Source organism: Streptomyces litchfieldiae, from assembly GCF_031845365.1.
Lineage (GTDB): Bacteria > Actinomycetota > Actinomycetes > Streptomycetales > Streptomycetaceae > Streptomyces > Streptomyces litchfieldiae.
The window spans coordinates 534,627-559,894 of sequence record NZ_JAVREL010000002.1 but is presented as its reverse complement, the minus strand read 5'-3'; the positions used below and the strand labels follow the sequence as shown (position 1 = coordinate 559,894).

The window sequence follows — 25,268 nt, the reverse complement described above, 5'->3', positions numbered from 1 at the left end:
CTTGCACCGACCGTTCGTTCGGCAGCACTATCGTGCCATGGTCACATCGCACCGCGAAACGCTGGACACCGCCGTCCGGACCATCCGCAGCCGGGCGTACTGGTCTCCCCACCCCGAACTCCCCCGGGCCTACGAGGACGACGGCGAGGCCGCGTTCGCGGCGCTGCGCGACCGCCCCTTCGAGCTCGACCAGCCCGGCACCGACGGCCGGACGGGCGGCGAGGTCTCGCCCTACGGCTTCCCCCTCGGCATCGACTACCCGCACGCGGACCCCGACGTGCTGCTGCCCGCGATGCGCGCGGCGCTGCCGGGCTGGCGGGCGGCCGGCGCCGAGACGCGGGCGTTGACCTGTCTGGAGATCCTGCGCCGGATCAACGCGCGCAGCCCGGAGTTCGCGCGGGCCGTGATGCACACGACGGGGCAGGCGTACGGGATGGCGTTCCAGGCGGGCGGGCCGCACGCGCAGGACCGGGCGCTGGAGGCCGTGGCGCACGCCTACGCGGAGCAGACGCGCACGCCGGCGCGCGCGGAGTGGACCAAGCCCCAGGGCAAGCGCGAACCGCTGCGGCTGGCCCTGGAGTTCGTGCCGGTGCCGCGCGGGATCTCGTTGCTCATCGGCTGCAACACCTTCCCCACCTGGAACGGCTACCCCGGCCTCTTCGCCTCCCTGGCCACCGGCAACCCGGTGCTGGTCAAGCCCCACCCGCGCGCCGTGCTGCCGCTCGCGCTGACCGTGCGCGTCGCGCGCGAGACGCTGGCCGAGGCCGGCTTCGACCCCAACCTGGTGGCGCTGGCCGCCGAACGGGACGGCGAGGGCATCGCGCGCACCCTGGCGCTGCGCGAGGAGATCCGCCTCATCGACTACACCGGCTCCGCCGCGTTCGGCGACTGGCTGGAGACGCACGCCCGGCAGGCGCGGGTCTTCACCGAGAAGTCCGGCGTCAACACGGTCCTCGTCGACTCCACCGACGACTACGCCGGGATGCTCGCCAACCTGGCGTTCTCCCTCTCGCTCTACAGCGGGCAGATGTGCACCACCCCGCAGAACCTGCTGATCCCGCGCGGCGGGATCGAGACCGACACCGGGCACCGGTCCTTCGACGAGGTCGTCGCCGACCTTGCCGCCGCCGTGACCCGGCTGCTGGCCGACGAGAAGCGGGCCGTGGCGCTGCTGGGCGCCATCGTGAACCCCGGCGTGCTGGACCGACTGGCCGCCGCCGAGCGGTCCGGCGAGATCGCGCTCGCCTCCCGGTCGCTGCCGCACCCCGAGTTCCCCGGGGCCACCGTCCGCACCCCGCTGATCGTCCGGCTGGACGCCGCCGACCCGGCGACCGCGCCGGTGTGGCGGGGCGAGTGCTTCGGGCCGGTGAGTTACGCCCTGGCGGTGGACTCCACCGCCGAGGCCCTGGCGGTGCTGCGCCGCACCCTGACCGAACGGGGCGCGATGACCGTGCTGGGCCACACGACGTCGCCGTCGGTCGCGGCCGAGCTGACCGAGGTCTGCCTCGACACCAGCGCACAGCTCTCGCTCAACCTCACGGGCGGCGTCTACATCAACCAGACCGCGGCCTTCGCCGACCTGCACGGCTCCGGCGGCAACCCGGCGGCCAACGCGGCGCTCGTGGACGCCGCCTATGTCGCGCCCCGCTTCACCACGGTGGAGATCCGCCGGCCGGCGTAGACCGCTTCCGGCTCAGGCCCGGCGGGCGGGCGGCCGCCAGAACCGCCGGGTCGCCTCCAGCACGTCCGCGTTGCGCTGCTCCCACTCGGTGGCGGCGCGCACCGCCTCGTGCGGGCAGTCCCACGGCCGGCCGCCGCCGAGCGGACGCAGATGGAGCCGGGGGCCCGTCCGCCCCCCGACCCTGCCCACCCTGCCGGTCCGCGTATCGACCACGCACGCGCCGTCGGCCCAGGACATCACGGCTCCCTCGAAGTCCGTCCGTCTTCTCGGACACCACTGTGGAGGGTCCCGATGTCGGCCGGTCGCGTGTTTCCACCGCATTGCGCAACGAAAAACTCAATCGGGGGACGCCGCGGCGGTGAGAAAGGCGCATCCGTTCGAGCGCGTTGGGGCACTATGCCGCACCGGCCGGGCCGCTGTCCCCGTTTTGCCCGCGCGTCGCCCGTACCGGGGACGGCGGGCGGCGCGGACCCCGGGCCGCGTCCTACGCTGCCGCGCATGATTCGAGCCGTCATGTTCGACGTGGGCGAGTGTCTGGTGGACGAGAGCCGCGAGTGGGGCGGCTGGGCGGACTGGCTGGGCGTGCCCCGGCACACGTTCTCGGCGCGGTTCGGCGCGCTGATCGCCCAGGGGCGCGACCCCTACGAGATCTTCCACCTCTTCCACGGCAGCTTCGACCACGACGCGGAGCGCGAGAAGCGGGACGACATCGGCGATCCGGAGTGGTTCGGCGAGAACGACCTGTACCCCGACGTGCGGATCACCATCAAGCTGCTGCGCGACGCGGGCCTGACGCTGGGCATCGCGGCCAACCAGTCGAAGGCCACCACGAAGATCCTGCGCACCCAGTTCACGGGCTATCTCGACGTGGTCGCGACCTCGTACGACTGGGGAGTGGAGAAGCCGGACCCGCGGTTCTTCGAGCTGCTGGTGGAACTGGTCGGCCTGGCGCCGCAGGAGATCCTGTACGTGGGCGACCGGCTGGACACCGACATCCGGCCCGCCGCCGCCGTGGGCCTGCGCACCGCGCTCATCCGGCGCGGCCCCTGGGCGCTGATCCAGGACAACGCCCCGGACGCCGCGGCGCTGCCCACGCTGGTGATCGACGGGCTGCGGCAGCTCCCGGACCGCGTCGAGGAGCTGAACGCGGCGGAGGGCCGGCCGGGGAATTCCGCGCCGGTCCGGTGAGTTGAGCGACCGACGAGAACACCGCGTCGAGGGGAGCTTCACATGCCCGCGGACAGCAAGGCACACATCCGCATCGCCCGGCCGTCGCGCGACCTGGCCGCCGCCGAGCGGTTCTGGGTCGGCGGGCTGGGCCTCACCGTGCTCTACCGGCACGACTGGGACGGCACCCCCGGCGAGCACGCGCTGCTGATGGTCGGCTGGCCGGACGCCGGCTGGCATCTGGAGCTGGTGGCCGAGGGCGCCCACCCGACCGAGCCCGCCCCCACCCCGGAGGACCTGCTCGTCGTCTACCTCGGCGAGGAGGTACCGGCGGAGCTGGTCGATCGCCTGGTGGCGCACGGCGGCACCCGCGTCCCGGCGCACAACCCGTACTGGGACACCTGGGGCGTCACGCTCACGGACCCGGACGGGTACCGGCTGGTGCTCTCCACCCGCGACTGGTCCTGAGCCGGGAGCACGCCCACCGGGAGCTGTGCGGCGTTTTCGGGAGCAAACGGGCACGACGCCGCTTCCGTGGCCGCGCGCGGCATCTGCCGGCGGCCACTCGTCACCCGATCGAGCGCATCCAGTGAAAGAGGGCCATCGCGACGCTGGTCGCCAAGTTGTAGCTGGAGACGCCCGAACGCATCGGCAGCGCCACCAGCGTGTCGGCCCGTTTCCGCAACTCCTCGGACAGCCCGGCGCGTTCGGAGCCGAAGGCGAGCAACGCGCCGTCCGCCACCGGGACCGAGCGGATGTCCGTGCCGGCCGGGTCGAGGGCGTACAGCGGGCCCGGCGGCAGGTCGCCCACGCTGGTGCGGGTGACCGCCGTCGCGAAGTGCAGCCCGGCGGCGGCGCGCAGCACGGCCGGGTGCCAGGGGTCGACGGTGCCGGTGGTGAGGACCCCGGCCGCGCCGGCGCCCGCGGCGAGGCGGATCACGGCGCCGATGTTGCCGAGATGGCGCGGGTTGTCGAGAACGACCACGGGCGCCCCGCCGGTGGCGGGCGCGCGCGGCGCGGGGTGGGCCAGCGCCGCGACGCCGGTCGGGTGCGGGCGGTCCACCAGCTCGCGCAGCGTCGCGGGGGCCACGGGCGTCAGCAGGGCGTCCAGCCGCCCGGCCAGATCGGGCGCGAGGTCCCGGGCCAGGCCGAGCACGGCGGGCTTGTCGGCGGCCAGCGCGAGCGGGATCGTGGCGCCGAAGCGCAGCGCGTGCTTGAGCGCGTGGAAGCCGTCCAGCAACACCGTGTCGCCGGCGGCCAGTTCCCGCCAGCGCAGAACGGCCTCCCCGCCGCTCACGTGGATTTCGCCCACGCCGGGGAGCGCGCCTCGGTGACACCCGCCGGTTCCGGCGCGGCGGGCGCCGGGGCGGCCCGCCGCAGTCGGCGGCGCACCGGCTCGGTCACACGCCGGGCGCGCGAGCCGAGCCACAGCAGGAACGCGGTGGGCAGGAAGACGCTGTCCATGGCGATCATGGCCAGCGAGAAGAACGGCAGGCCCAGCAGCACCGCGATGCCGATGTGCTCGCCGATCATCACCACCAGCAGGACGTTCTTCGCCCGCCGGTTCAGCAGGGCGAACGGGAACGCCACTTGGACCATGACCGTGCCATAGGTGAGGGCCATGATGATCAGGCCGCTGTCGCCGAGGAACTCGCTGATCTCCGGCCAGACGTTGAAGTAGTCGAGCTGCATCGGGTAGTAGACGGCGGTGCCGTCCTGCCAGCGGGAGCCCTGGATCTTGTACCAGCCCGCCGTCGCGTAGATGACGCAGACCTCGGCCATGATCACCAACAGGGCCGCGTTGTGCACCAGGTTGCCGATGACGTCCGAGACGATGCGCGGCTCACCGGGCGCGTAGCGGCGGATCAGCCACCAGTAGCCGTGCACCAGCCACATCCCGGCGAAGAACAGCGACCACACCGGGCTGTCGATCTTCCCGGAGACCAGCGCCGCGACCAGCAGCACGCCGAGCACCGCCCACAGCGCGATCCCGGCCGGGTCGTCGGTGACGTGCCGCTCCGGCTGCTGTGCGCGGCGGCGCGCGAGCCGGCGCGCGTCCAGCGACCACACCTGCCCGCAGCGGGTGAGCACCAGGTACATCACCATGAGGTGGATGACGTTGTCCCCGCCGTCGCCCATGAAGACGCTGCGGTTCTGCACCGAGAGCACGCCGATCATGAACAGCACGGACGAGGCGCGGGTGCGCCAGCCCAGCAGCATGCCGACGGCGGCGAGCATCGTCAGGTGGTAGACCAGCTCGAACCACGCCGTCGAGCTCGACCACAGCAGCACGGTGAACGCGCCGTTGTCATCGACGAACCGCGTGGCCAGGTCGAAGCCCCAGGGGCTGTCCGGCCCGTACATCTCATGCCGGTGGGGCCACTCGTGCAGCAGGAACAGCAGCACGGTCGTCGCGAAGCCGATGCGGACGATCGCGGTCTGGTACGGGCCGAGCGCGCGGCGCGTGATGTGCCCGATGCCGCGGGCCAGCGCCGCGTCGAACCGGCCGCCCAGATCGCGAAACGGCGACGGCGGCTCGTTCCCCGTGCCCTTGGTGGCGGTCTCCGTCGACCGCTGCGCGGGAATGCTCACCGCTGGTCCCCCTCCTGCCCACTCGCCAGGGCGCCGCCCGGCAGATCATCGGTGGTGACCACCCACCAGTCCAGCTCGTCGTAGACGGTCGAGGTGTCGAAGTCCTCGGCGCGCCAGTCCGGCGCGGGCACCCGCGTGGTGGCCGCCCGCAACTGGATGCGCTGCACGGTGTCCACGTCGAGGGTGTCGGACAGCCGCAGCATCGCGATGCGGCGCACGTACTCCTCCGACAGCTCGCCGCGCAGGCCGACCGGATCGCCGTCCTCGTCGTGGGAGTTGGTGTAGAAGTCCCAGGCGCGGCGCAGCGAGTTCTGCGCGGTGTGGCTGGGCAGCAACCGGTGCCGGATGCCCTCGATGTCCATCGCGGTCAGGTCGATCCACTCGGTGACGCGGCTGGAGCCGTCCGGGTCGCGCACCTCGGCGCGGACGTGCACGGCCTCGTCGCGCTGGAGCGGATTGGGAGCGAACAGCTTCCAGTTCTGCTCGAACTCCGGGTACATATAGCCGCGCATCGTCTCGTAGTGGTCCTCGCGCATCGTGTTCGACGGTGAGACGAAGAGAAACACCATCGCCAGATGCCACACCGCGAAGGACGCGAGTCCCCCCACCGCCAGGGCGATGACCAGCCGCGCGGGCAGCGACAGCGCGCCGAGGCGGACGGATTCCGTCGGCGTATCGGCGTGTGAATCACGTGCGGCGTGCTCGGGCGCCGTCTCGGATGGCAGCATGCTCGGCCCGTTCCCCCAGAACTGCTCTCGCTTGACCCGATGCACGGTACCGGTCCTCCGGCGGCCTTGACACGCCGGTGCGCCCGGATCACCATCGAACCGAACGATCGGTCGGCACCGAGGGAGGGCCGATGAACGCCGAACGCTTCGAGCGGGCCATCGCCGACGACGAACGGATCGAGCCGCGGGACTGGATGCCGGACGCCTACCGGGCCACGCTCATCCGGCAGATCGCGCAGCACGCGCACTCCGAGATCATCGGCATGCAGCCGGAGGCCAACTGGATCACCCGGGCACCCTCCTTGCGCCGCAAGGCGATTCTGATCGCGAAGGTCCAGGACGAGGCCGGCCATGGGCTGTATCTCTACGGCGCCGCCGAGACGTTGGGGGCCGACCGCGACGAGCTGCTGGACAAGCTGCACACCGGGCGCCAGAAATACTCGTCGATCTTCAACTACCCGACGCTCACCTGGGCCGACATCGGCGCGATCGGCTGGCTGGTGGACGGCGCGGCGATCACCAACCAGGTGCCGCTGTGCCGCTGCTCCTATGGCCCCTACGCCAGAGCAATGGTGCGCATCTGCAAAGAGGAGTCGTTCCACCAGCGCCAGGGATACGAGCTGCTGCTGGCGCTGTCCCGGGGCACTCCCGAGCAGCGCGCGATGGCGCAGGACGCGGTGGACCGCTGGTGGTGGCCGTCGCTGATGATGTTCGGCCCGCCCGACGACGCCTCGCCGCGCAGTGCCCGGTCGATGGCGTGGAAGATCAAGCGGCACACGAACGACGAGCTGCGCCAGCGTTTCGTGGACATCTGTGTGCCCCAGGCCGAGCATCTCGGGCTGACGCTGCCGGACCCCGGGCTGCGGTGGAACGAGGAGCGCGGCCACTACGACTTCGGCCCGGTGGACTGGGCGGAGTTCGAGGCCGTGGTGCGCGGCGACGGCCCGTGCAACGAACAGCGGCTGGCGCACCGGCGCCGCGCGCACGAGGACGGCGCGTGGGTGCGCGAGGCCGCGGCGGCGTACGCCGCGAAGCGCGCGGCGCGGGCGGCGGCGTGAGCGGGGCCGCGGCCGGGTGGCCGCTGTGGGAGGTCTTCGTCCGGCCCCGGCGCGGCCTGGCCCACACGCACGCGGGCAGCCTGCACGCGCCGGACGCCGAGCTGGCGCTGCGCAACGCCCGGGACCTCTTCACCCGGCGCGGCGAGGGCGTCTCGATCTGGGTGGTGCCGGCGGCGGCCGTCACCGCGTCCTCGCCGGACGAACGCGACCCGTTCTTCCGGCCGGCCGGCGACAAGCCGTACCGGCACCCCACGTTCTACGAGGTCCCCGAGGGGGTGCGGCACCTGTGACGGCGGCGGCCCTGGCGCTGGGGGACGACGCGCTGGTGCTGTCGCACCGGCTGGCCGAGTGGGCGGGCCGGGCGCCGGTGCTGGAGGAGGAGGTCGCGCTGGCCAACCTCGCCCTGGACCTGCTGGGCCAGGCCCGCGCGCTGCTGTCCCTGGCAGGCGACGAGGACGAGCTCGCGTTCCGCCGGGACGAGCGGCGGTTCACCAACGTGCAGCTCGTCGAGCAGCCGAACGGCGACTTCGCGCACACGATCGTCCGGCAGCTCTACTACGCCACCTGGCAGGAGCTGCTCTACGGCCAACTGGCCACGGGCGGCGGCGAGCTGGCCCCGCTGGCCGCCCAGTGCCGCCCGGAGACGGCCTACCACCGCGACCACGCGGTGACCTGGACGCTGCGCCTGGGCGACGGCACCCCCGGCAGCCACGCCCGGATGCGCCGGGCGGTGCCCGCGCTGTGGCGTTACACCGCCGAGCTGTTCGAGCCCGTCCCGGGCCTGGCGGGCGTCGACTGGCCGGAGCTGCGGGCCGCCTGGACGCAACGCGTGACCGCCACGCTCACCGAGGCCACCCTGCCGGTCCCGCCACCGGCCGCGCCCGCCGTCTGGTCGGCGGGCGGCGGGCGGCGGGGCATCCACACGGAGCACCTGGGCCGCCTGCTGGCCGAGATGCAGCACCTGCACCGCAGCCACCCGGGGGCGACGTGGTGAACCCGGAGGCGGTGCTGGCCGGGATCGTGGACCCCGAGCTGCCCATGGTCACGCTCGCCGAGCTGGGCGTGCTGCGCGGCGTCACATGCTCCGGCGGGCGGGTCGAGGTGGAGCTGGCGCCGACCTATCTGGGGTGTCCGGCCATCGAGGTCATGGCCGATGACATCCGGCGGGCCCTGCGTGCGCACGGCGCCGGCGACGTCGTCGTGCGCACGGTGATGTCGCCGCCGTGGACCACCGACGACATCACGGCCGAGGGGCGGCGGAAGCTCGCCGCCGCCGGGATCGCGCCGCCGCGGCCCGGCGGGCCGGTGTTCGTCGGGCTGCCGGCCGCGCCGAACGTGCGCTGCCCGCGCTGCGGCAGCGCCGCCACGACGCTGATGAGCCCGTTCTCCGGCACCGCCTGCCGGGCGCTGCGCCGCTGCGAGGACTGCCGGGAGCCGTTCGACCACGTCAAGGAGCGGTGATGTTCCACGCGCTGACCGTCACCCGCGTCCGCCCGGCCGCCGAGGACGCGGTGGCCCTGACGTTCGCCGTGCCACCGGCGCTGCGCGACACGTTCCGCCATGTCCCGGGCCAGCACCTCACCCTCCGGCACGGGGACCTGCGCCGCACCTACTCCATCTGCGGCCCGCCCGGGTCGGCCGAACTGACCGTCGGCGTACGGCGGGTGCCCGGCGGCGCGTTCTCCGGGCACGCGGTCACCGCGCTGGCCGCCGGGGACACCGTCGAGGTGCTGCCGCCCGCCGGGCGCTTCACGCTGCGCCCGCGCCCCGGGCACTTCGCCGCGATCACCGGCGGCAGCGGCATCACGCCCGTGCTGTCCATGGCCGCCACGCTGCTGGCCGACGAGCCGGCCGCCCGTTTCACGCTGCTGCGCAGCGACCGCAGCGCGGCCAGCGCGATGTTCCTGGACGAGGTGGCCGACCTCAAGGACCGCCATCCGGGCCGCTTCCAGCCGTTGCACGTCCTCACCCGCGAGGACGGCGAGGCGGGCCTCGCGCCCGGGCGGCTGGACGCCGCGAAGCTGCGCGCCCTGCTGCCCGCGCTGGTCCCGCCGGCCGGGATCGCCGGCTGGTATCTGTGCGGCCCGCCCGGCCTGCTCGACGCGGCGCGCGCCGCGCTGCGCGCGCTGGGCGTTCCGCGCGCCCGCGTGCACGCCGAGCTGTTCCACGCGGGCGCCGCCCCGCCGCCGCCCGCCCCGGCCCCGGCCACCAGGGGCGGCGGCACCCTCACCGCCACGCTGGACGGCCGCCGCGCCACCTGGCCGACGGCCCCGGGCGAGACGCTGCTCGCCGCCGTGCTGCGCAACCGCCCGGACGCGCCCTACGCGTGCCGCGGCGGGGTGTGCGGCACCTGCCGAGCCCGGCTGACCGAGGGCCGGGTGCGGATGGACCGGAACTACGCGCTGGAGGAGCCGGAACTGACCGCCGGCTATGTCCTGGCCTGCCAGGCCCGCGCGCTGACCGAACGGGTCGCGCTGGACTTCGACGCCTAGCGAAGGGCCCCTATCGTGTGGCCCATGAGCCGCGCGACCGAGACCTCCATCTTCACCGAGATGACCGAACTCGCCCACCGCACCGGGGCCGTCAACCTCGGCCAGGGCGTGCCGGACCTCGACTCCCCGCCCGCGCTGCTCCACGACGTGTCCGCCGCCGTGCTCGCCGGGCACAACCAGTACCCGCCCGCGGCCGGGCTGCCCGCGCTGCGCGAGGCCGTCGCCGCGCACCAGCGCGCCCGGTACGGCCTGGAGTACGCCCCGGACGGCGAGGTGCTGGTGACCACGGGCGCTACCGAGGCACTGGCCGCCGCGTGTCTGGCGCTGACCGGGCCCGGCGACGAGATCGTCACGTTCGACCCGTGCTACGACGCCTACCCGGCCGACGCCGCGCTCTCCGGCGCGAAGCTGGTGACGGCGCCGCTGGCCGTCGAGGGCGACGGCTTCGCGCTGGACGCGGACGCGCTGCGCGCCGCCGTCACCGGCCGCACCCGACTGCTGCTGCTCAACTCCCCGCACAATCCGACCGGAAAGGTATTCACCGAGGCCGAATTGCGGACCGTCGCGGAGATCGCGGTCGAGCACGATCTGACGGTGGTCACCGACGAGGTGTACGAGCACCTGGTCTACGACGGCGCCCGGCATGTGCCGATCGCGACGCTGCCCGGGATGCGGGAGCGCACGCTGGTGGTGTCCTCGGCCGGGAAGACGTTCAACGTCACGGGCTGGAAGGTCGGCTGGGTGTGCGGCCCGGCCGAGCTGGTGACGGCCGTCGCCTCGGTCAAGCAGTGGCTGACGTACGCCTCGGGCACCCCGTACCAGGCGGGCATCGCCCGGATGCTGGGCGCGGTCGAGGACTGGGCGGCGGACCTGCGCGGCACCCTCACCGCGAACCGGGACCTGCTGGCCGCCGGTCTCGCCGAGGCGGGGCTCAGCCCGTGCCGCGCGGAGGCCGGCTACTTCATCCAGGCGGACATCCGGCCGTGGGGGTTCACCGAGGGCCTGCGGTTCTGCCGGGAGCTGCCGGCGCTGGCCGGGGTGGTGGCGATCCCCACGTCCGCGTTCCGGCAGGGCACCGACCCGGCGCCCTGGCTGGTGCGCTTCTCGTTCTGCCGCAGGCCGGAGGCGCTGCGCGACGCCGTCAAGCGGCTGGCCGCCCTCGGCGGACGCGAGGGCGCGCGCACCGGCCTCACAGAACGAACGGCTCCCCCGCCTCGCTGACCAGCGCCCGGCCGGCCGCCTGCCAGGCGTGCATGCCGCCGTCCACGTTCACGGCGTCCAGCCCCTGCTGCACCAGATACGCGGTGACCTGCGCGGACCGGCCGCCGACCTTGCACACCACATACAGCCGGTCCTCGCCGGCGTGCTCGGTGATCTCGGCCAGCCGCCCGACGACCTGCCCGATCGGGATGTGCAGCGCCTCCTCGGCGTGCCCGGCGGCCCACTCGTCGGGCTCCCGGACGTCGAGCAGCCGCGCTCCGGCGGGCACGGCACCGGCCAGGACGGTGGGAAGTGTGAAGCTCATGCCATGACCCTACCGGCGTCAGCCGGTGAGCAGTCCGGCCAGCTCGGCCTCCCGCCGGGCCACCCGCTGCCGCAGCTCGGCGGCGATGTCGTCGAGCATGCCGTCCGGGTCCTCGCCGGCCATCCGCAACATGGAGCCGATCGCGCTGTCCTCCAGCGCGGCCGCGGCGTCGGCGAGCAGTTCCTTGCGCTGGGCCAGCCACTCCAGGCGCGCGTACAGCTCCTCCGCGTAGGCGCGCCCGGCGTCCGGTCCCTGCCCGCCGCGCTCCCACTCGGCGGCGAGGTCGCGCAGCTCGTCGGCGTCGCCCCGGGCGTACGCCTTGTTGACGCGGGCGAGGAACGCGTCGCGGCGGTCCCGCTCGGTCGCGTCGACGGCGAGGTCGGGGTGGCAGCGGCGGACCAGCTCGCGGTAGATCTTGCGGGCCTCCTCACCGGGCCGGACCCGGGGCGGCTCCTGGACGGACTGCTGGGTGAGCATGGCATAGCCCTCGGGGCTGAAGCCCTCGGAGTCCAGCCAGCCCTGGAACAGCTCGGAGACCAGCGGCAACGGGGAGACGGCCGCCCGCGCCTGGCGGGCGCGCCGCTCGTCCTCGGGGTCGCCGGTGCGCGCGGCGACGGCCTCGGCGATCTCGGCGTCCAGCTCCTCCAGGCGGGCATAGAGGGGGCCGAGGCGCTGCTCGTGGAGCCGGGAGAAGTTCTCCACCTCGATGCGGAAGGTCTCCACGGCGATCTCGAACTCGATCAGCGCCGTCTCGGCGGCGCGAACGGCCCTCTCCAGCCGGCCGGTCGCCTCGTCATGGTGATCCGTGTCATCCGTCACCCGGCCAGCCTAGGCCCGGAACTCCCCGGGGCAGTTCCCCGCGGCGCCCTCCAGGTGGGTCTCGGCCCAGCGGGTGAGCTCGACCATGGCGGGCCGCAGCTCGCGGCCGGCCTCGGTCAGCCGGTAGGTGACGCGCAGCGGCGGGCCCTCCTGGACCGTGCGGCTCACCAGCCCCTCGTGGGCCAGCTCGGTGAGGCGGTCGGACAGCATCCGCTCGCTGATGCCGGGCACCGCGCGCTTGAGCTCGGCGAAGTGTCCGGGTCCGTTCATCAGGGTGGCGAGGAGCACACCGGTCCAGCGCTTGCCCAGCAGGCCGAAAACGCGCAGCACGGCGTTGTCGGGCGCGCTGCAGGGCCCCTCGTCGTAGGCGCCGGCTGCCAGGAGCGCCTCGTCCCGGTTGTCCTGTGCGTCCAGCATGAGGCCAGCTTACCGGAAAGGCGGCTGGTGCAGAAAAGTAAGCTGCTATGGTAAAACTGGTAGCGCACGAACCTGCACCAACTAATCCCCTTATGGAGGACCCCATGGCCACGTTGCTGCACATCGACAGCTCCCTCAACGGTGAGCAGTCCGTCTCCCGTGCGGTGACCGCGAGCTTCCGCAAGACGTGGGAGGAGCAGCACCCGGAGGGCACGGTGATCTACCGCGATCTCTCCGCCGCTCCGCTGCCCCATCTCACCGCGGAGGCGCACACGGCCGGCTTCGTCGCCCCCGAGGACCGCACCCCGGAGCAGCGGGCGGCCTTCGCGATCCGCGAGGAGCTGCTGGGCGAGCTGGAATCCGTGGACGCCGTGCTGATCGGCGCCCCGATGTACAACTGGTCCATCCCCTCGACGCTGAAGACCTGGCTGGACAACATCGTCCTGGTGGGCCGCACGGCCGGCGGGGCCGAGAGCGTCGCGGGCAAGCCGATCACCGTGGTCACCAGCCGCGGCGGCTCCTATGCCCCGGGCACCCCGAACGAGGGCCGCGACTACATCGAGCCCTACCTCCAGTTCGTCCTCGGTGAGCAGCTCAAGGCCGATGTGCACTTCATCGTTCCCGAGCTGACGCTGGCGCCGGTCACGCCGTCCATGGCCGCGCTGGTGGACAAGGCCCACGCCTCGCGGGCGCAGGCCCACGAGGACGCCGAGGCCCGGGCGAAAGCCCTGGTCACGCAGCTCGCCGCCTGACGACGGGCTACTCGGCCCGGGCCGCCGCCGACGGGCGGGCCCGGGCCGAGGCGCGTTCCGCCTGCTGCACCGGCACGCGCGAACCGCCTGCCGGGCGCCGCCCACCGCCGCCCAGGCGCCGGCGCACGCCCCGCGTCAGCCGTTCGCCGGTGAACGAGACGCCGTGCACGAACCGCATCGCCGGCCCGAACGACGGCGCGGTGAGCAGGCCCGCGAAGAACAGCCCCGGCCGCGACGACTCGAACCCGCCGCTCAGCACCGGCGCCCACGTGCCGCGCACCGTGCGCAGCCCGTCCCGCAGCCAGGGGTCGAGCAGCCGCAGCCGCCGCAGGTCCGGCGCGAAGCCCGTGGCGGCGATCACGTGCTCCGCCTCGACCACGCCCCGGCCGCCACCTCCGCCGGTGACCACCTCGATCCGCACCCCGCCGCCCGGCACCGGCTCGGCCCGCACCAGCCGGTGGCCCAGCAGCACCGGCACGGTCCCCTCCAGCCGCTCGCGCAGCCACCACGCGCCGGCCGGGCCGAGCGCCGTGGCCGCGACATGCGTCCGCGCCGCGGCCGGCAGCCGCCGCACCGCCCAGGGCAGTTCCGACCAGACCCAGCTCGACCAGCCGGTGCCCAGACCGCTGTGCGGCGCCCGCAGCGCCGCCAGCCGGCCGCGTCGCAGCGGCTGCGGGGGCGTGTTCCAGCGCAGACCGCCGGCGCGCACCACCACCGTGGGCCGCGCGCCCGCCTCGGCCAGCAGCGCCGCCGTCTCCAGCGCCGCCTGCCCGCCGCCGATCACCGCGATGTCCCGGCCGGCGAACCGGCCCAGGTCCCGGTGGTCGGCGCTGTGGCTCACCACGTCCGGCGGCAGCCCGGTCAGCGCCCCCGGAAGCTGGACGAACGGCACCACGCCGACCGCGAGCGCCACGGTCCGCGCCGCCACCGCCGCGCCGTCACCCGTCTCGACGCGGTAGCCGCCCGGCGCGGCCGTGACGGATGTCACGTTCCGCTCCTCGACCGCGACCGGCAGCCGGCCGGCGAACCACAGCCCATAGTCCGTGAACGTCTCGATCGGCAGCGGACGGCCGTGCCCGACCGACAGGCCGCGGGCGGCGCAGTAGGCGGCGAGCGTGTCGCGGCCAGCCGGGTCGGACAGGTTGGACGCCCAGGGCTCGGACTTCAGGAACATCCCGGCGGGCATGTGGTCGCGCCAGGACGCCATCGGCCGGCCGAACACCCGTACCGCCAGGCCAGCCGCCGCGGCGTGCGCGGCGACCGACAGGCCGTACGGCCCGGCGCCCACCACTACCAGGTCATGCATCGCGCCTCATCCTTCTTCCTTGTCTCGTACGTCAGTTGAGTCGCCCTGCCGACCGCGGCCGCCTTCCGCAGCCCGGTGCCCAGGGAGCCGCCGGCCATGGCGAGGAACGGCGCGACGTCGTCCGCCGCGAACCACGCCCACTCGACCTCCCGGCCGCCGCGCCAGCCCCGCCGTTGTGCCAGCGCGGCCGGCGGCCCGTAGTTCTCCGCCACGAACACCCGGCCCGGCACCGGCCGCCCGGTGGGCACCGGCCGGCCCGTCAGGTCCAGGTGCAGGGCCCGGATCACGTCCAGCCCCGCGCGGTCGCGAAACAGCCGGAACTGCGCGCCCGGCCGGGGGTTGAAATCCAGCAGGTGCCAGGCGCCGCTGGCCGCGTCGAAACGGAAGTCCAGATCGAGCACGCCCCGGTAGCCAAGCCCGGCGGCCAGCTTCTCGGCCAGCCGCGCCACCTCCGGGTTGGGCAGCCAGCGGCCCACGGCCGTCAGCCCCGCCCGCACCGGCCAGGACAGCTCCTTGCGGCCGGTGCCGCCCAGCACGCAGCGGCCGTCCCCGGCGAAGCAGCCGTGGAAGAACCAGTCCGCGCCCGGCCCGCCCGGCAGCAGCCGCTGGAGCAGCAGCCGGCTGCCCGCCCGGGGGGCGCACGCGAACAGCCGCCGCGCCTGGTCCACACTCGTCACCACCGTGGTGCTGCGCAGCCCGCCGCCCGCCGGCAGCAGCCAGGGGCGGCTCCACTTGGCCACCACCGGCAGCCCCAGCTCGCGCACCGCCCCGGCCACCTCCGCCGCGCCGTCCGGCACGGCGGTCCGCGGGTGCGGCACCCCGAACCGCGCGCACAGCTCGGCCAACTCCGCCTTGTCCGCCGCCCGTTCGGCCAGCCCTGCGGGCAGCTCGGGCAGCAGGAAGCGGCCCCGCAGCCGGTCGCCGAGCCGGGCGGCGGCGATGGCGCCGATGTCGTCCATCGGGATCAGCACGGCGGGCCGCCCGATGCTCCGCGCGGCGGCCAGCAGCGCGCGTTCCACATCGGCGATCGAGCCGGGATCACCCTCGAAGCGGTGAGCACGCCACAGATAGCGGGAGCGTGACAACGGCGCACGCGCCGTTTCCACAAAGGCGTGCACCTCCACGCCCGCGCGCCCCAGCGACCTGACCGCCCCCAGCGAACCGTGGTGGAACGGATTCCGGTCCAGCCGGAGCAGCAGCGCGGGCACCCTGATGTCGAGCGGTGACATAGGGCGATCTTGAATCGCGGGGCCCGGCAGGCCCCTCGTCCGGGCATCGGAATTCCCGATTGGCGTACCGGAAAGCGTTCGCCCGGCGCATTCGAGAGATCGTGTGTTTAATGCCGAATAACCAGCGATGAGTTCCGCCGCGCCGCGCGGTCTGCGGTGTATGACCACTGAACCGCGGATGCTCGACCTCGAACCGACCGCCCGGCAACTGGCCGGTCTGCTGGACGCCATCGGCCCGGACCGCTTGGCCGACCCGACGCCCTGCCCCGACTACCGCGTCCGGGACCTGCTCCAGCACGTGCTGGGGCTCACCCTCGCCTTCCGGGCCGCCGCCCAGAAAGACCTCGGGCCGCTCACCGACACCGCCCCGGACGCCCCCGGCGCGCCCCGCCCCGCGCTCGACGGGGACTGGCGCGGCCGGCTGCGGCGGCAGCTCGACGAGCTGGTGGCCGCCTGGCGCGACCCCGACGCGTGGCAGGGCGACACCCGGGCGGGCGGCGTGCCGCTCCCGGCCGCCGTCGCCGGGCAGGTCGCGTTGAACGAACTCCTGCTGCACGGCTGGGATCTGGCCCGGGCCACCGGGCAGCCCTACGCGATCGACGACGCCAGCGCGCGGGCCTCGATCGCGCTGCTGTCGCAGGAGACGGACGACGCCGCCCGGGAGGGCACCGGCTTCGGCAGGGTCGTGCCCGTCCCGGCCGACGCCCCGCCGCTCGACCAAGCGGTGGGGCTCAGCGGCCGGGACCCGTCCTGGACGCCGCCGCCGGCTACCGCGTGATGCCCTGCTGCCTGGCCTTCTTCAGCCAGGAGGGGAACTCCGTCAGCAGCCGGTCGTACAGCTCCTCGTCGCCGATCCGCATGATGTCGTCGACGGCGAAGAAGCCGGTGTTGTCGATGACCCGGCCGCTCAGGCTGTCCAGGTGCTGAAGAACGCCGTAGTTGGCGTTGCCCAGGCCGACGAACTGCCAGAACAGCGGCTCGGTGGCGGCCGCGCGCAGCTCGGCCTCGATCTCGCGGTTGCGGTAGACGCCGCCGTCCGAGAAGAAGAGGACGAGGGTGGGCTCGGCCGCCGGGTGGGCGCGGACGAACTCCCGGATCTCCGCGATGACCTTCTGCTCCTCGTTCTGGATGCCGACCTGCCGCATGTCGACCTGGCCCTGCGGCGGGCCGGACGCCACGGCGTTCCCCTTCTTCTTCCGGCGGGTGAAGATGCCCATCTGGCCGACGCGAACGTGGAGTTGGAGCCACTGGGGCAGGTCGCCCAACTGGAGGTCGGGCAGCCGGGCCGGGTTCGAGGCGAAGGTCCACGCCTGCATCTCGCCGTCGTCGTCGAGCATGGCGGCGACGGGCGCCATGCGCTCCACGACGTCCCGGACGACGCCGCTGTTGTAGAGCTGCGTCATCGAACCGGAGGCGTCCAGCACGAGGATGACCCGCGCGCGCTCGTTCTGCGCGCCGCGCTTGGAGAGGCTGACGGCGACCTTCTCCTTGCGCAGCGAGAGCCGCTTGCGCATGTCGACCGGGAGCCGCTCCTCGCCCTTGGTCAGCCGGACCCCACCGGGCGCGGGCGCCGCGGGCGCTGGCGCGACCGGTGCCGCGGGCGCCTGAACGGGCGGCGGCGGAGCGGGAGTCGGCGCCTGGACCTGCTGGGGCTCCGGCTCGTCGTCGACGCTGATGCCGAAGTCGGTGGCGAGACCGGCCAGTCCCGAGTCATAGCCCTGCCCCACCGCGCGGAACTTCCACTGCCCGGCCCGCCGGTACAGCTCCCCGCTGACGAACGCCGTCTCGGTGGTCGCCGACATGTCGAACCGGGCCACCTCGGCCCCGCTCGCCGCGTCCAGCAACTGCATCCGCAGACCGGGCAGTTGACCGAACGTGCCGCCGTCCGCCGACGCCGCCAGCACCACGCGCTCGATGTCCGGCTCCAGCGCGGCGAGATCGACCTCGACGGCGTCCGCGCCGGGCTGCTTCCCCGCGTGCCGCACCGCGCCGGAGGAGTGCGCGGGCTGGTTGTAGAAGACGAAGTCCCCGTCGCTCCGCACCCGGCCGTCCGCGGCGAGCAGCAGCGCCGACGCGTCCGCGTCCGGCGCCCCCGGCTGCCCCGCGGTCCAGGTGAGCACGGCACGCACGGAGCCGGCCGACACGGGAACGTTCGCACCCTTGGCCAGAGATATGGCGGTCATCCCTCGCACCCCCTGCTCGTTCTCACTGTGCGGCCTTTCTACCATCCACACCATCCTGAGCCAGAGTGTCCGCAACCACGGGATGCCGGAGATAGTCCAGCACGTTGTGCGGCCACAGCGGCGCGATGGTGATGTCCGACAGGTGCTCGACCCCGGTGAAGACCTGCGCGAGCCGTCCGCGCGGGATCGCGACGAAGTCGCCGACGTCGGCGACGTTGACCCACCGCGCCACCCGGTCGCCCGCCCCTGCACGGCGGTCGCGTCAACGCCCCAGGCTGCGGCCCACTGCATCACGAACTCGACCTCGGCATCGGTCAGTTGGTCCCCCTGTCGCTGTCCCCGCAAGAGATCGGCGTTAGTACGCCGCCCGCAGCTCCAGCCCCACCCCCGTCCCCACCGCCTGCCCCCACGCAGCCCGCAACCGCGCACTTCCCACACCCGGGTTGGTGTCGGCGGCCCGGTAGTTCCGCACCCCGTGTACCCCAAGCGCCCGCCTCGCCGCGTCGGCACCTCGAACACGGCCAGCGCCCCGTTGACCACGACGGCCAGCCGGCCGGGACCGGCGAAGTGCAGCCCCTCGGGTCTGTCGGACAACGAGATCCGATACCGCAGCCGCGAAGTGACCACGTCCCGCACCACGATCAGCCACGCGCCGCCATAGCGGAAGAACTCGCCGCGCTCCTCCTCGCTGGCGACCACGGCGATCAGATCACTGCCGGGCGAGAAGCAGAAGTTATAAAGCTCCGCGTGATCCCCGGTGCGGAATAACGTCACGCCGGGGGCGGCGTTCGGGTGGACGCCACGTACAGAGTCCGGCCGTTACTCGCGGCAAGCCACGCGCTGTCGGAGGAGAACGCGGCCTTCACGATTCCCCCGGCGGGGAAGGGTACCGGCAGTTCCTCGTCATTGCCCGGATCGAACAGCCGCAGCCCGTGATCGGAACCCACCACCGCCAGGAGACCGCCGTCCGGCGAACCAACGAGAACCTGGCCCCAGAACCGAGGGCGAGGTGCGGACGGTCCTTCCTCGTCGGCGCCCTGCCAGAGGCGTACGGCCCCGTCCTCACCTCCGCTGGCCAGGAGCCGGAGCTCCTTAGCCGGGTGAAAGGCAAGACACCGCACGTCTCTCGTGTGACCCTCGCACTCGGCCACCAACTCCCGCGTCCTGTACCGCCATACCTGAAGGGGCGGGGTTCCTTGCAAGACCAGGCTGAAGGCCCTGAAAGCCCTGACGGAGGTGATGTCCACGGCCATGTCCCGGATGGCCAACTCGCTCGAAGAGATCGCGCACTGGCTGCCGCCCCGGCCTCCCGCCACCAGCACGCCGGCCACCGGTGAGAGGTTGCTCGCGGATTGGCGTGCCCGGTTGACCATCACGGACGACGTGTGGGCTGTCGCCGTGCTGCTCGCGCCCGGGTTGGCCGAGCAGGGGGAAGTCCGTTACGGGGTCGAGGACATCGCCGCCCGCACCGGGTTGCCCACCGCCCGCGTGCACGACAGTCTGCGTTTCCTCCTGAAGCGCCAGTGCATCCGCCAGATCGGTTCCGCCCACAACACCCCGGTCTATGGGCTGCCTCGGCAGCGTCACGCCTGACACACGTTTCACGGGAAACACCGGGCCCGCCGTCGCAATCCGAAGTTGCGGCGGTGGGCCCGGTTCGTGTCGCAGCGTAGCGTCTCAGTCGGCGACGGGGAGGTAGACGCGGTTGCCCGACTCCGCGAACTCCCTCGACTTCTCCGCCATTCCGGCCGCCGCCTCGTCGGCCAGGCCGAGCCGGTCGCCGTAGTCCGCCCGGATGTCCTGGCTGATCTTCATCGAGCAGAACTTCGGACCGCACATCGAGCAGAAGTGCGCCGTCTTCGCCGGCTCGGCCGGCAGCGTGGCGTCGTGGAACGCGCGGGCCGAGTCCGGGTCCAGGGAGAGGTTGAACTGATCCTCCCAGCGGAACTCGAAGCGCGCGTCGGACAGCGCGTCGTCCCAGACCTGTGCGCCGGGGTGGCCCTTGGCGAGGTCGGCGGCGTGGGCGGCGATCTTGTAGGTGATCACACCCGTCTTGACGTCGTCGCGGTCCGGCAGGCCCAGGTGTTCCTTCGGCGTGACGTAGCACAGCATCGCCGTACCCCACCAGGCGATCATCGCCGCGCCGATCCCCGAGGTGATGTGGTCGTACGCCGGGGCGATGTCGGTGGTCAGCGGGCCGAGCGTGTAGAACGGCGCCTCCTCGCACAGCTCCTGTTGGAGGTCGACGTTCTCCTTGATCTTGTGCATCGGAACGTGGCCCGGGCCCTCGACCATCGTCTGCACGTCATGCGACTTGGCGACGCGGGTCAGTTCGGCGAGCGTGTGCAGCTCGGCGAACTGCGCCTCGTCGTTGGCGTCGGCGATGGAGCCGGGGCGCAGGCCGTCGCCGAGGGAGAACGTGATGTCGTAGGAGCGGAAGATCTCGCACAGCTCCTCGAAGTGCGTGTACAGGAAGCTCTCCCGGTGGTGCGCCAGGCACCAGGCGGCCATGATCGAGCCGCCGCGCGAGACGATGCCGGTCTTGCGGCGCGCGGTCAGCGGCACATAGCGCAGCAGCACGCCGGCGTGCACCGTCATGTAGTCCACGCCCTGCTCGGCCTGTTCGACGACGGTGTCCCGGTAGATCTCCCAGGTCAGCTCCTCGGCCCGGCCGCCGGTCTTCTCCAGCGCCTGGTACAGCGGGACGGTGCCCACCGGGACCGGGGAGTTGCGCAGCACCCACTCGCGCGTGGTGTGGATGTCGCGGCCGGTGGACAGGTCCATCACGGTGTCCGCGCCCCAGCGCGTGGCCCACGTCATCTTCTCCACCTCCTCCTCGATGGAGGAGGTGACCGCGGAGTTGCCGATGTTGGCGTTCACCTTCACCAGGAAGTTCTTGCCGATGATCATCGGCTCGGTCTCCGGGTGGTTGACGTTGGCCGGCAGCACGGCGCGGCCGGCGGCGATCTCGTCGCGGACGAACTCCGGCGGGCGGTTCTCCCGGAGGGCCACGAACTCCATCTCGGGGGTGATCTCCCCGCGTCGGGCGTACGCCAGTTGTGTGACGGCGTCCGTGCCGTCCCGGCGGCGCTCGGCGATCCACTCGCGCCGCAGCGGCGGCAGCCCGCGGGTGACGTCGGTCTCGACGGCGGGGTCGGTGCCCGGCCCCGAGGTGTCGTACAGCGTCACCGCGTTCCCGTCGGTGAGGTGCACCCGCCGCACCGGCACCCGCAGATCAGGACGCGACCCGACGATATATCCCTTGTGTGAGCCGATGACGGACGTGCCTGACGTGCGTTCATCCTGCTTGGTCATCAGACCTACTCCCTACGCCGGCATTACCCGGTAACAGGTTCGGCGGTCGGCGCAGCTCCAGCGCCCTCTCAGCCCCGTGCTCGGAGCTCCCGCGATGTGCAAACTCGCGGTCCCACGCTAACGGCACACCGGTCGTGCTGAACAGAGGGCCGGGATTCTTACGCGATGATCGGAACGTGACCGCACCCGACGACACCCCGTTCGATCCGAAGGCCCACCCCCACGGGCACACCCATCAGCACGGCGGCCCGGTCGCGCCCGTCTCCGCCCACCTCCGGCGGGTGATAGCGGCGGTGCTCATCCCGTTCGCCGCGGTGATGGTCGCCGGCCTGGTGCTCCTGTGGCCGGGCGGCGCGCCCGAGCAGCACGAGCACACCGGCGTCGGCTTCGACCAGCAGCACGAACGGGCCCGGGTGACCGAGGTCACCGAGGTCCGGTGCGAGGACGTCGGCGTCCAGGTCCAGCAGGGCGTCGAGGGCCCGTGCGAGCAGGCCACCGTGGAGGTGACCTCGGGGCCGCACGCCGGGCGCACGTTCACCGAGATGGTGCCCCCCGACGCGACCCAGCGCTACAGCGAGGGCCAGACGGTCATCGTCGCCTACGCCCCGGACGCGCCCCAGGAGTTGCAGTACAGCGTCACCGACGTGGACCGGAAGGTCCCGATGCTGCTCCTCGCCACCGTCTTCGCGCTGGCCGTGGTCGCGGTGGGGCGGCTGCGCGGGCTGCTGGCGCTGGTGGGCCTGACGGTGAGCTTCGCGGTGCTGACGCTGTTCATCCTCCCGGCCATCCTGCACGGCTCGAACCCGCTGGTGGTGGCCGTGATCGGCGGCAGCGTGATCATGCTGGTGACGCTGTATCTGGTCCATGGGGTGAACGCCCGGACCTCGGTCGCGGTGCTCGGCACGCTCATCTCGCTGGTGCTGATCGGGGTGATGGGCTCGCTGTTCATCGGCTGGGCGCACCTCACCGGCAACACCGACGACCAGACCGGCCTCGTGCACAGCCTCTACCCGAACATCGAGATCCGCGGGCTGCTGCTGGCCGGCATCCTCATCGGCTCGCTCGGTGTGCTGGACGATGTGACGGTGACCCAGACCTCGGCCGTCTGGGAGCTGAAGCAGGCGGAGCCGGGGGCGAGTTGGCCGAAACTGTACCGGGCCGGGATGCGCATCGGGCGCGACCACATCGCCTCGGTCGTCAACACGCTGGTGCTCGCCTACGCGGGTGCCGCGCTGCCGTTGCTGCTGCTGTTCACGATCGCGCAGAGCAGCGTGGGGACCGTGGCGTTCAGCGAACTGGTCGCCGAGGAGATCGTCCGCACGCTCATCGGCTCGGTGGGGCTGGTGGCGTCGGTGCCGGTGACCACCCTGCTCGCGGCGCTGGTGGTGAGCGCCGACCGGCACCCGGTGCCCGTGGCGGCGGCTACCAGCCGCCACCGGAGGAGGAGGAAGAGGTGACCTTGCGCACCACGAAGATGAGGATGGCGACCAGCGCGGCGAACAGCAGGATGCGGAAGAGCAGCCCGACGACCCAGGTGATCACGCCGATGAGCATGGTGCCGAAGACAGCCAGCGCGATGGCGGGGATGGCGATCCACCGCACCCACCACGGCAGTGTCTTAAAGGCTTCCTTCATGACCACGGCTCCTGTTCCGCGCGATACCTCTTCCCCCCGGCGTTCACCTCGATGCTATGCGTGCCGGGGCGGCGCCGGGAGTCCCACCGGCCCCCGTCCTCCCCTGACCGTTCCCTGAGGCCGACCCTGAGACACCGCTGCGCGTCCCTCAGCCCTCCGGCGGCGAGAACACCACCATCACGCGCAGGTCCTCGGTGATGTGGTGGAACCGGGCCGGGGTGCCGGCCGGCACGTAGACCACGCTGCCGCGCGCGACCGTGGTCGTCTCCTCGCCCACCGTCATCGACGCCCGGCCGCTGACCACGAAGTTCACCACGTCCTGCCGCTGCGGGCGCTGCGGGTCCCGCTGCCCGGCGTCCAGCGCGTAGAGCCCCACGGACACATTGCGTTCGCGAAGAAAGCGTAGGTACGCACCGTCGTTCGCGAGCCGTTCCGCCTCCAGCCGATCCAGCCGGAACTCCTTCATCGCCTCATTCCCCTTGCGCCACCGGTGCCATCTGAAACGATCTCCTCCATGACAAGCATCCTGGTTCGGTTTCTGGCCAACGCCGTGGCGCTGGCCGCGGCCGTGTGGCTGGTGGGCGACATCACTCTCGGCGAGGATGACGCGAGCACCGGCAGCAAGACGGCCACGCTGCTCATCGTCGCGCTGATCTTCGGGCTCGTGAACCTCATCGTCAAGCCCATCGTGAAGCTCTTCTCCCTGCCCCTGCTGATCCTTACGCTCGGCCTGTTCACGCTGGTCATCAACGCCCTGATGCTGATGCTGACCGGTTGGATCGCCGGCGACTCCTTCGAGGTCGACGGCTTCGGATCGGCATTCGTGGGCGGCCTGATCATCTCGATCGTTTCCTGGGCGGTCAACCTGGTGTTCGACCGTGACTGACGCGAGGGACGACCGCGCGGCCGGCTACGGCGTCTGCTTCGTCTGCACGGGCAACATCTGCCGTTCCCCGATGGCCGAGGCGGTGCTGCGCGCCCGCCTGGTGGAGGAGGGCCTCGCCGACCGCGTGCGGGTGGCCAGCGCGGGAACGGGCGGCTGGCACGCCGACGAGCCCGCCGACCCGCGCGCGACCGCCGCGCTGCGCGCCGCCGGCTACGACGTCGCGCCCGAGGACCACGTCGCACGCCGGTTCGAACCCGCCTGGTTCGCCCGTTACGACCTCGTCGTCGCCCTCGACCGCGGCCACGCGCGCGCCCTGCGCCGACTGGCCCCGACGCCCGCGGCGGCGGCCCGCGTGCGGCTGCTGCGAGCGGACGGCCTGGACGTCCCCGACCCCTACTACGGCGATGACGGCGACTTCGCCGAGTGCCTGAACATCATCGAGGACGCCGTGCCCGGCCTCCTCGACGCGATCCGCCAGGAGGCCACGGCGTGAACGAGACCGACCTCGCGCGCCGCGTCGGCGCGCTCACCGGCGCGGCAACGACCGCGGCGCACCCGGTGAGCGGGGGCGAGATATGCGCCTCCTACCGCGTCGAACTGGCCGACGGGCGAACGGTGTTCGCCAAGACCCTGGCCGACGCCCCCGCCGACTTCTTCGCGGCCGAGGCCGCGGGCCTGGAGCTGCTGCGCGGCACCGGCGCGATCGCCATCCCGCGGGTACTGGCCGTCGTGCCGGACCTGCTGGTGCTGGAGTGGGTCGAGCCGACCGGGCCGACGCCCGCGCAGGCGGAGCGGCTGGGCCGCGAACTGGCCGCGCTGCACAGCACCCCGGCACCCCACTACGGCACGGCCGGCCCGCTCTACCTGGGCCCGGTGCCGCTCGCCACCCCGGCGCCGCCGGTCTCGGAGCCGGCCGGCTGGGCCGCGTTCCACGCCGAGTACCGGCTGCTGCCGCTGCTGCGGCTCGCCGTGGACAACGGCGGCATCGGCGCCGCGGACGCGCGGGACGTCGAGCTGCTGTGCGCGCGGATCGACGAGGTGGCCGGGCCGCCGCAGCCGCCCGCGGTCATCCACGGGGACCTGTGGGCGGGCAACATCCTGTGGACGGCCGGCGGCACCCCGCACCTGATCGACCCGGCGGCGCAGGGCGGCCACCCGGAGGCGGACCTGGCCTTCCTGGAGATCTCCGGCTGCCCGCACTTCGACCGCGTGATCGCGGCCTACGAGGAGTCCCGCCCCCTCCCCGGCCGCACCGACCGGGCCCCGCTCCACCTGCTCCACCACATCCTGATCCACGCGGCACTGTTCGGCGGCGACTACGGCAAGGAAAGCGGCGACGCGGCCCGGGCCGCACTGCGCACCCCCGCCCCATGAAAAGGGCGGGCGGGTGGGGAAAAACCGGCGCGCAGCGCCGGTGACCGCAGCCACAAGCGGCCCGGCCAGTGCCACGTACACTCGTCGGGCCATGGCCCCCGACAAAGGA

31 protein-coding genes are annotated in these 25,268 nt (G+C 73.1%); 16 read left to right on the top strand and 15 right to left on the bottom strand.

Going from position 1 to position 25,268, the window contains the following annotated elements:
- The first annotated feature begins 37 nt into the window (after window positions 1–37).
- Window positions 38–1,681, top strand: coding sequence for a phenylacetic acid degradation protein PaaN (paaN, locus tag RM590_RS06230; RefSeq protein WP_311703350.1), 1,644 nt, complete (start codon window positions 38–40; stop codon window positions 1,679–1,681).
- A gap of 12 nt (window positions 1,682–1,693) precedes the next feature.
- On the opposite strand, the gene RM590_RS06225 is transcribed toward paaN, so the two are convergent.
- A complete protein-coding gene (locus RM590_RS06225; protein ID WP_311703349.1) occupies window positions 1,694–1,918 on the bottom strand; it encodes a hypothetical protein in 225 nt (74 codons plus the stop codon).
- 261 nt (window positions 1,919–2,179) lie between these two features.
- On the opposite strand from RM590_RS06225, the gene RM590_RS06220 reads away from it, so the two are divergent.
- Together RM590_RS06220 and RM590_RS06215 are read left to right on the top strand one after the other, a co-directional pair.
- On the top strand, window positions 2,180–2,869 hold the full coding sequence (locus tag RM590_RS06220; RefSeq protein ID WP_311703348.1) for an HAD family hydrolase: 690 nt from the start codon (window positions 2,180–2,182) through the stop codon (window positions 2,867–2,869).
- A 42-nt stretch (window positions 2,870–2,911) separates the two neighbouring features.
- A complete protein-coding gene (locus RM590_RS06215) occupies window positions 2,912–3,316 on the top strand; it encodes a VOC family protein (RefSeq protein WP_311703347.1) in 405 nt (134 codons plus the stop codon).
- Window positions 3,317–3,416: 100 nt separating this feature from the next.
- Here RM590_RS06215 and RM590_RS06210 read toward each other — a convergent pair whose 3' ends face one another.
- From RM590_RS06210 to RM590_RS06200, 3 genes are read right to left on the bottom strand one after another with little or no spacing between them, the layout of a single operon-like run.
- Window positions 3,417–4,160: a TrmH family RNA methyltransferase gene (locus RM590_RS06210; protein ID WP_394813795.1), complete on the bottom strand. Its 744-nt coding sequence runs from the start codon at window positions 4,158–4,160 to the stop codon at window positions 3,417–3,419.
- Entirely contained in the window at window positions 4,142–5,434 is a 1,293-nt protein-coding gene (locus RM590_RS06205) for an HTTM domain-containing protein (protein WP_394813808.1), read from the bottom strand. Before RM590_RS06205 ends, RM590_RS06210 begins: the two co-directional genes overlap by 19 nt.
- Window positions 5,435–5,436: 2 nt before the next feature.
- Complete coding sequence (locus RM590_RS06200) at window positions 5,437–6,168, bottom strand: DUF5819 family protein (RefSeq protein WP_311703346.1); 732 nt, start codon at window positions 6,166–6,168, stop codon at window positions 5,437–5,439.
- A 131-nt stretch (window positions 6,169–6,299) separates the two neighbouring features.
- Here RM590_RS06200 and paaA point away from each other — a divergent pair, with 131 nt between their 5' ends.
- From paaA to RM590_RS06170, 6 genes are read left to right on the top strand one after another with little or no spacing between them, the layout of a single operon-like run.
- A complete protein-coding gene (paaA, locus tag RM590_RS06195; protein ID WP_311703345.1) occupies window positions 6,300–7,226 on the top strand; it encodes a 1,2-phenylacetyl-CoA epoxidase subunit PaaA in 927 nt (308 codons plus the stop codon).
- Complete coding sequence (paaB, locus tag RM590_RS06190; RefSeq protein WP_311703344.1) at window positions 7,223–7,516, top strand: 1,2-phenylacetyl-CoA epoxidase subunit PaaB; 294 nt, start codon at window positions 7,223–7,225, stop codon at window positions 7,514–7,516. The genes paaA and paaB overlap by 4 nt, the downstream gene beginning before the upstream one ends.
- Window positions 7,513–8,220 carry a 1,2-phenylacetyl-CoA epoxidase subunit PaaC gene (gene paaC, locus RM590_RS06185; RefSeq protein ID WP_311703343.1) on the top strand — a complete coding sequence of 236 codons (708 nt, stop codon included), beginning with the start codon at window positions 7,513–7,515 and terminating at the stop codon, window positions 8,218–8,220. The genes paaB and paaC overlap by 4 nt, the downstream gene beginning before the upstream one ends.
- Window positions 8,214–8,687, top strand: a complete 474-nt coding sequence (gene paaD, locus RM590_RS06180; RefSeq protein WP_311703342.1) for a 1,2-phenylacetyl-CoA epoxidase subunit PaaD — start codon at window positions 8,214–8,216, stop codon at window positions 8,685–8,687. Before paaC ends, paaD begins: the two co-directional genes overlap by 7 nt.
- On the top strand, window positions 8,687–9,718 hold the full coding sequence (locus RM590_RS06175) for a 2Fe-2S iron-sulfur cluster-binding protein (protein WP_311703341.1): 1,032 nt from the start codon (window positions 8,687–8,689) through the stop codon (window positions 9,716–9,718). The genes paaD and RM590_RS06175 overlap by 1 nt, the downstream gene beginning before the upstream one ends.
- Window positions 9,719–9,742: 24 nt before the next feature.
- On the top strand, window positions 9,743–10,939 hold the full coding sequence (locus RM590_RS06170; RefSeq protein ID WP_311703340.1) for an aminotransferase class I/II-fold pyridoxal phosphate-dependent enzyme: 1,197 nt from the start codon (window positions 9,743–9,745) through the stop codon (window positions 10,937–10,939).
- On the opposite strand, the gene RM590_RS06165 is transcribed toward RM590_RS06170, so the two are convergent.
- Genes RM590_RS06165 through RM590_RS06155 form a run of 3 tightly spaced genes read right to left on the bottom strand, consistent with a single transcriptional unit; the run spans window position 10,908 to window position 12,479 of the window.
- Complete coding sequence (locus tag RM590_RS06165; RefSeq protein WP_311703339.1) at window positions 10,908–11,243, bottom strand: rhodanese-like domain-containing protein; 336 nt, start codon at window positions 11,241–11,243, stop codon at window positions 10,908–10,910. The two genes, RM590_RS06170 and RM590_RS06165, sit on opposite strands and share 32 nt — an antisense overlap.
- Before the next feature lie 18 nt (window positions 11,244–11,261).
- Window positions 11,262–12,062 carry a J domain-containing protein gene (locus RM590_RS06160; RefSeq protein ID WP_311703338.1) on the bottom strand — a complete coding sequence of 267 codons (801 nt, stop codon included), beginning with the start codon at window positions 12,060–12,062 and terminating at the stop codon, window positions 11,262–11,264.
- A 9-nt stretch (window positions 12,063–12,071) separates the two neighbouring features.
- Window positions 12,072–12,479, bottom strand: a complete 408-nt coding sequence (locus RM590_RS06155; protein WP_311703337.1) for a winged helix-turn-helix transcriptional regulator — start codon at window positions 12,477–12,479, stop codon at window positions 12,072–12,074.
- A gap of 104 nt (window positions 12,480–12,583) precedes the next feature.
- On the opposite strand from RM590_RS06155, the gene RM590_RS06150 reads away from it, so the two are divergent.
- Window positions 12,584–13,231, top strand: coding sequence for an FMN-dependent NADH-azoreductase (locus tag RM590_RS06150; RefSeq protein WP_311703336.1), 648 nt, complete (start codon window positions 12,584–12,586; stop codon window positions 13,229–13,231).
- 7 nt (window positions 13,232–13,238) lie between these two features.
- Here the strand turns inward: RM590_RS06150 and RM590_RS06145 are convergent, their stop codons facing one another.
- Both RM590_RS06145 and RM590_RS06140 read right to left on the bottom strand, forming a co-directional pair.
- Window positions 13,239–14,537 (bottom strand): FAD-dependent oxidoreductase, encoded by a 1,299-nt coding sequence (locus RM590_RS06145; RefSeq protein ID WP_311703335.1) that lies wholly within the window; start codon window positions 14,535–14,537, stop codon window positions 13,239–13,241.
- Window positions 14,522–15,766, bottom strand: coding sequence for a carboxylate--amine ligase (locus RM590_RS06140; RefSeq protein ID WP_311703334.1), 1,245 nt, complete (start codon window positions 15,764–15,766; stop codon window positions 14,522–14,524). The genes RM590_RS06145 and RM590_RS06140 overlap by 16 nt, the downstream gene beginning before the upstream one ends.
- A gap of 160 nt (window positions 15,767–15,926) precedes the next feature.
- Here RM590_RS06140 and RM590_RS06135 point away from each other — a divergent pair, with 160 nt between their 5' ends.
- Complete coding sequence (locus RM590_RS06135; protein ID WP_311703333.1) at window positions 15,927–16,544, top strand: TIGR03086 family metal-binding protein; 618 nt, start codon at window positions 15,927–15,929, stop codon at window positions 16,542–16,544.
- Here the strand turns inward: RM590_RS06135 and RM590_RS06130 are convergent.
- The 3 genes from RM590_RS06130 to RM590_RS35970 form a co-directional block, all read right to left on the bottom strand.
- The gene (locus RM590_RS06130) at window positions 16,534–17,949 is read right to left on the bottom strand and encodes a VWA domain-containing protein (protein ID WP_311703332.1); all 1,416 of its coding nucleotides are present in this window, start codon (window positions 17,947–17,949) and stop codon (window positions 16,534–16,536) included. The two genes, RM590_RS06135 and RM590_RS06130, sit on opposite strands and share 11 nt — an antisense overlap.
- Window positions 17,950–17,971: 22 nt before the next feature.
- The gene (locus RM590_RS06125; RefSeq protein WP_311703331.1) at window positions 17,972–18,181 is read right to left on the bottom strand and encodes a hypothetical protein; all 210 of its coding nucleotides are present in this window, start codon (window positions 18,179–18,181) and stop codon (window positions 17,972–17,974) included.
- 538 nt (window positions 18,182–18,719) lie between these two features.
- Window positions 18,720–19,202 carry a WD40 repeat domain-containing protein gene (locus RM590_RS35970; protein ID WP_394813794.1) on the bottom strand — a complete coding sequence of 161 codons (483 nt, stop codon included), beginning with the start codon at window positions 19,200–19,202 and terminating at the stop codon, window positions 18,720–18,722.
- Here RM590_RS35970 and RM590_RS06120 point away from each other — a divergent pair.
- On the top strand, window positions 19,189–19,542 hold the full coding sequence (locus RM590_RS06120; protein ID WP_311703330.1) for a hypothetical protein: 354 nt from the start codon (window positions 19,189–19,191) through the stop codon (window positions 19,540–19,542). The two genes, RM590_RS35970 and RM590_RS06120, sit on opposite strands and share 14 nt — an antisense overlap.
- Window positions 19,543–19,626: 84 nt before the next feature.
- Here RM590_RS06120 and thiC read toward each other — a convergent pair whose 3' ends face one another.
- Window positions 19,627–21,264: a phosphomethylpyrimidine synthase ThiC gene (gene thiC, locus RM590_RS06115; RefSeq protein WP_311703329.1), complete on the bottom strand. Its 1,638-nt coding sequence runs from the start codon at window positions 21,262–21,264 to the stop codon at window positions 19,627–19,629.
- A gap of 176 nt (window positions 21,265–21,440) precedes the next feature.
- Here thiC and RM590_RS06110 point away from each other — a divergent pair, with 176 nt between their 5' ends.
- Window positions 21,441–22,721, top strand: coding sequence for a YibE/F family protein (locus RM590_RS06110; RefSeq protein WP_311703328.1), 1,281 nt, complete (start codon window positions 21,441–21,443; stop codon window positions 22,719–22,721).
- Here RM590_RS06110 and RM590_RS06105 read toward each other — a convergent pair.
- Window positions 22,687–22,899, bottom strand: coding sequence for a DUF5326 family protein (locus RM590_RS06105; protein WP_311703327.1), 213 nt, complete (start codon window positions 22,897–22,899; stop codon window positions 22,687–22,689). The genes RM590_RS06110 and RM590_RS06105 overlap by 35 nt on opposite strands.
- A 148-nt stretch (window positions 22,900–23,047) precedes the next feature.
- Complete coding sequence (locus tag RM590_RS06100) at window positions 23,048–23,365, bottom strand: cupin domain-containing protein (protein WP_311703326.1); 318 nt, start codon at window positions 23,363–23,365, stop codon at window positions 23,048–23,050.
- Window positions 23,366–23,413: 48 nt separating this feature from the next.
- Here RM590_RS06100 and RM590_RS06095 point away from each other — a divergent pair, with 48 nt between their 5' ends.
- The 3 genes from RM590_RS06095 (at window position 23,414) to RM590_RS06085 (ending at window position 25,159) form a co-directional block, all read left to right on the top strand.
- Entirely contained in the window at window positions 23,414–23,785 is a 372-nt protein-coding gene (locus tag RM590_RS06095; RefSeq protein ID WP_311703325.1) for a phage holin family protein, read from the top strand.
- A gap of 70 nt (window positions 23,786–23,855) precedes the next feature.
- The gene (locus RM590_RS06090; protein WP_394813807.1) at window positions 23,856–24,278 is read left to right on the top strand and encodes a low molecular weight protein-tyrosine-phosphatase; all 423 of its coding nucleotides are present in this window, start codon (window positions 23,856–23,858) and stop codon (window positions 24,276–24,278) included.
- A complete protein-coding gene (locus tag RM590_RS06085; protein WP_311703323.1) occupies window positions 24,275–25,159 on the top strand; it encodes a fructosamine kinase family protein in 885 nt (294 codons plus the stop codon). Before RM590_RS06090 ends, RM590_RS06085 begins: the two co-directional genes overlap by 4 nt.
- The last annotated feature ends 109 nt before the right edge of the window (window positions 25,160–25,268 follow it).

What these genes read in the sequence shown, in the direction of transcription:
- RM590_RS06220 (WP_311703348.1), top strand. Translation starts at nt 2,180, where the DNA reads ATGATTCGAGCCGTCATGTTCGACGTGGGCGAGTGTCTGGTGGACGAG.
- RM590_RS06155 (WP_311703337.1), bottom strand. Translation starts at nt 12,479, where the DNA reads ATGCTGGACGCACAGGACAACCGGGACGAGGCGCTCCTGGCAGCCGGC.
- RM590_RS06135 (WP_311703333.1), top strand. Translation starts at nt 15,927, where the DNA reads ATGACCACTGAACCGCGGATGCTCGACCTCGAACCGACCGCCCGGCAA.
- RM590_RS06150 (WP_311703336.1), top strand. Translation starts at nt 12,584, where the DNA reads ATGGCCACGTTGCTGCACATCGACAGCTCCCTCAACGGTGAGCAGTCC.
- RM590_RS06090 (WP_394813807.1), top strand. Translation starts at nt 23,856, where the DNA reads ATGGCCGAGGCGGTGCTGCGCGCCCGCCTGGTGGAGGAGGGCCTCGCC.
- paaN (WP_311703350.1), top strand. Translation starts at nt 38, where the DNA reads ATGGTCACATCGCACCGCGAAACGCTGGACACCGCCGTCCGGACCATC.
- RM590_RS06170 (WP_311703340.1), top strand. Translation starts at nt 9,743, where the DNA reads ATGAGCCGCGCGACCGAGACCTCCATCTTCACCGAGATGACCGAACTC.
- RM590_RS06225 (WP_311703349.1), bottom strand. Translation starts at nt 1,918, where the DNA reads ATGTCCTGGGCCGACGGCGCGTGCGTGGTCGATACGCGGACCGGCAGG.
- paaA (WP_311703345.1), top strand. Translation starts at nt 6,300, where the DNA reads ATGAACGCCGAACGCTTCGAGCGGGCCATCGCCGACGACGAACGGATC.
- RM590_RS06175 (WP_311703341.1), top strand. Translation starts at nt 8,687, where the DNA reads ATGTTCCACGCGCTGACCGTCACCCGCGTCCGCCCGGCCGCCGAGGAC.
- RM590_RS06165 (WP_311703339.1), bottom strand. Translation starts at nt 11,243, where the DNA reads ATGAGCTTCACACTTCCCACCGTCCTGGCCGGTGCCGTGCCCGCCGGA.
- RM590_RS06130 (WP_311703332.1), bottom strand. Translation starts at nt 17,949, where the DNA reads ATGACCGCCATATCTCTGGCCAAGGGTGCGAACGTTCCCGTGTCGGCC.
- RM590_RS06100 (WP_311703326.1), bottom strand. Translation starts at nt 23,365, where the DNA reads ATGAAGGAGTTCCGGCTGGATCGGCTGGAGGCGGAACGGCTCGCGAAC.
- RM590_RS35970 (WP_394813794.1), bottom strand. Translation starts at nt 19,202, where the DNA reads ATGGCCGTGGACATCACCTCCGTCAGGGCTTTCAGGGCCTTCAGCCTG.
- thiC (WP_311703329.1), bottom strand. Translation starts at nt 21,264, where the DNA reads ATGACCAAGCAGGATGAACGCACGTCAGGCACGTCCGTCATCGGCTCA.
- RM590_RS06120 (WP_311703330.1), top strand. Translation starts at nt 19,189, where the DNA reads ATGTCCACGGCCATGTCCCGGATGGCCAACTCGCTCGAAGAGATCGCG.
- RM590_RS06200 (WP_311703346.1), bottom strand. Translation starts at nt 6,168, where the DNA reads ATGCTGCCATCCGAGACGGCGCCCGAGCACGCCGCACGTGATTCACAC.
- RM590_RS06140 (WP_311703334.1), bottom strand. Translation starts at nt 15,766, where the DNA reads ATGTCACCGCTCGACATCAGGGTGCCCGCGCTGCTGCTCCGGCTGGAC.
- RM590_RS06095 (WP_311703325.1), top strand. Translation starts at nt 23,414, where the DNA reads ATGACAAGCATCCTGGTTCGGTTTCTGGCCAACGCCGTGGCGCTGGCC.
- RM590_RS06145 (WP_311703335.1), bottom strand. Translation starts at nt 14,537, where the DNA reads ATGCATGACCTGGTAGTGGTGGGCGCCGGGCCGTACGGCCTGTCGGTC.
- RM590_RS06105 (WP_311703327.1), bottom strand. Translation starts at nt 22,899, where the DNA reads ATGAAGGAAGCCTTTAAGACACTGCCGTGGTGGGTGCGGTGGATCGCC.
- RM590_RS06215 (WP_311703347.1), top strand. Translation starts at nt 2,912, where the DNA reads ATGCCCGCGGACAGCAAGGCACACATCCGCATCGCCCGGCCGTCGCGC.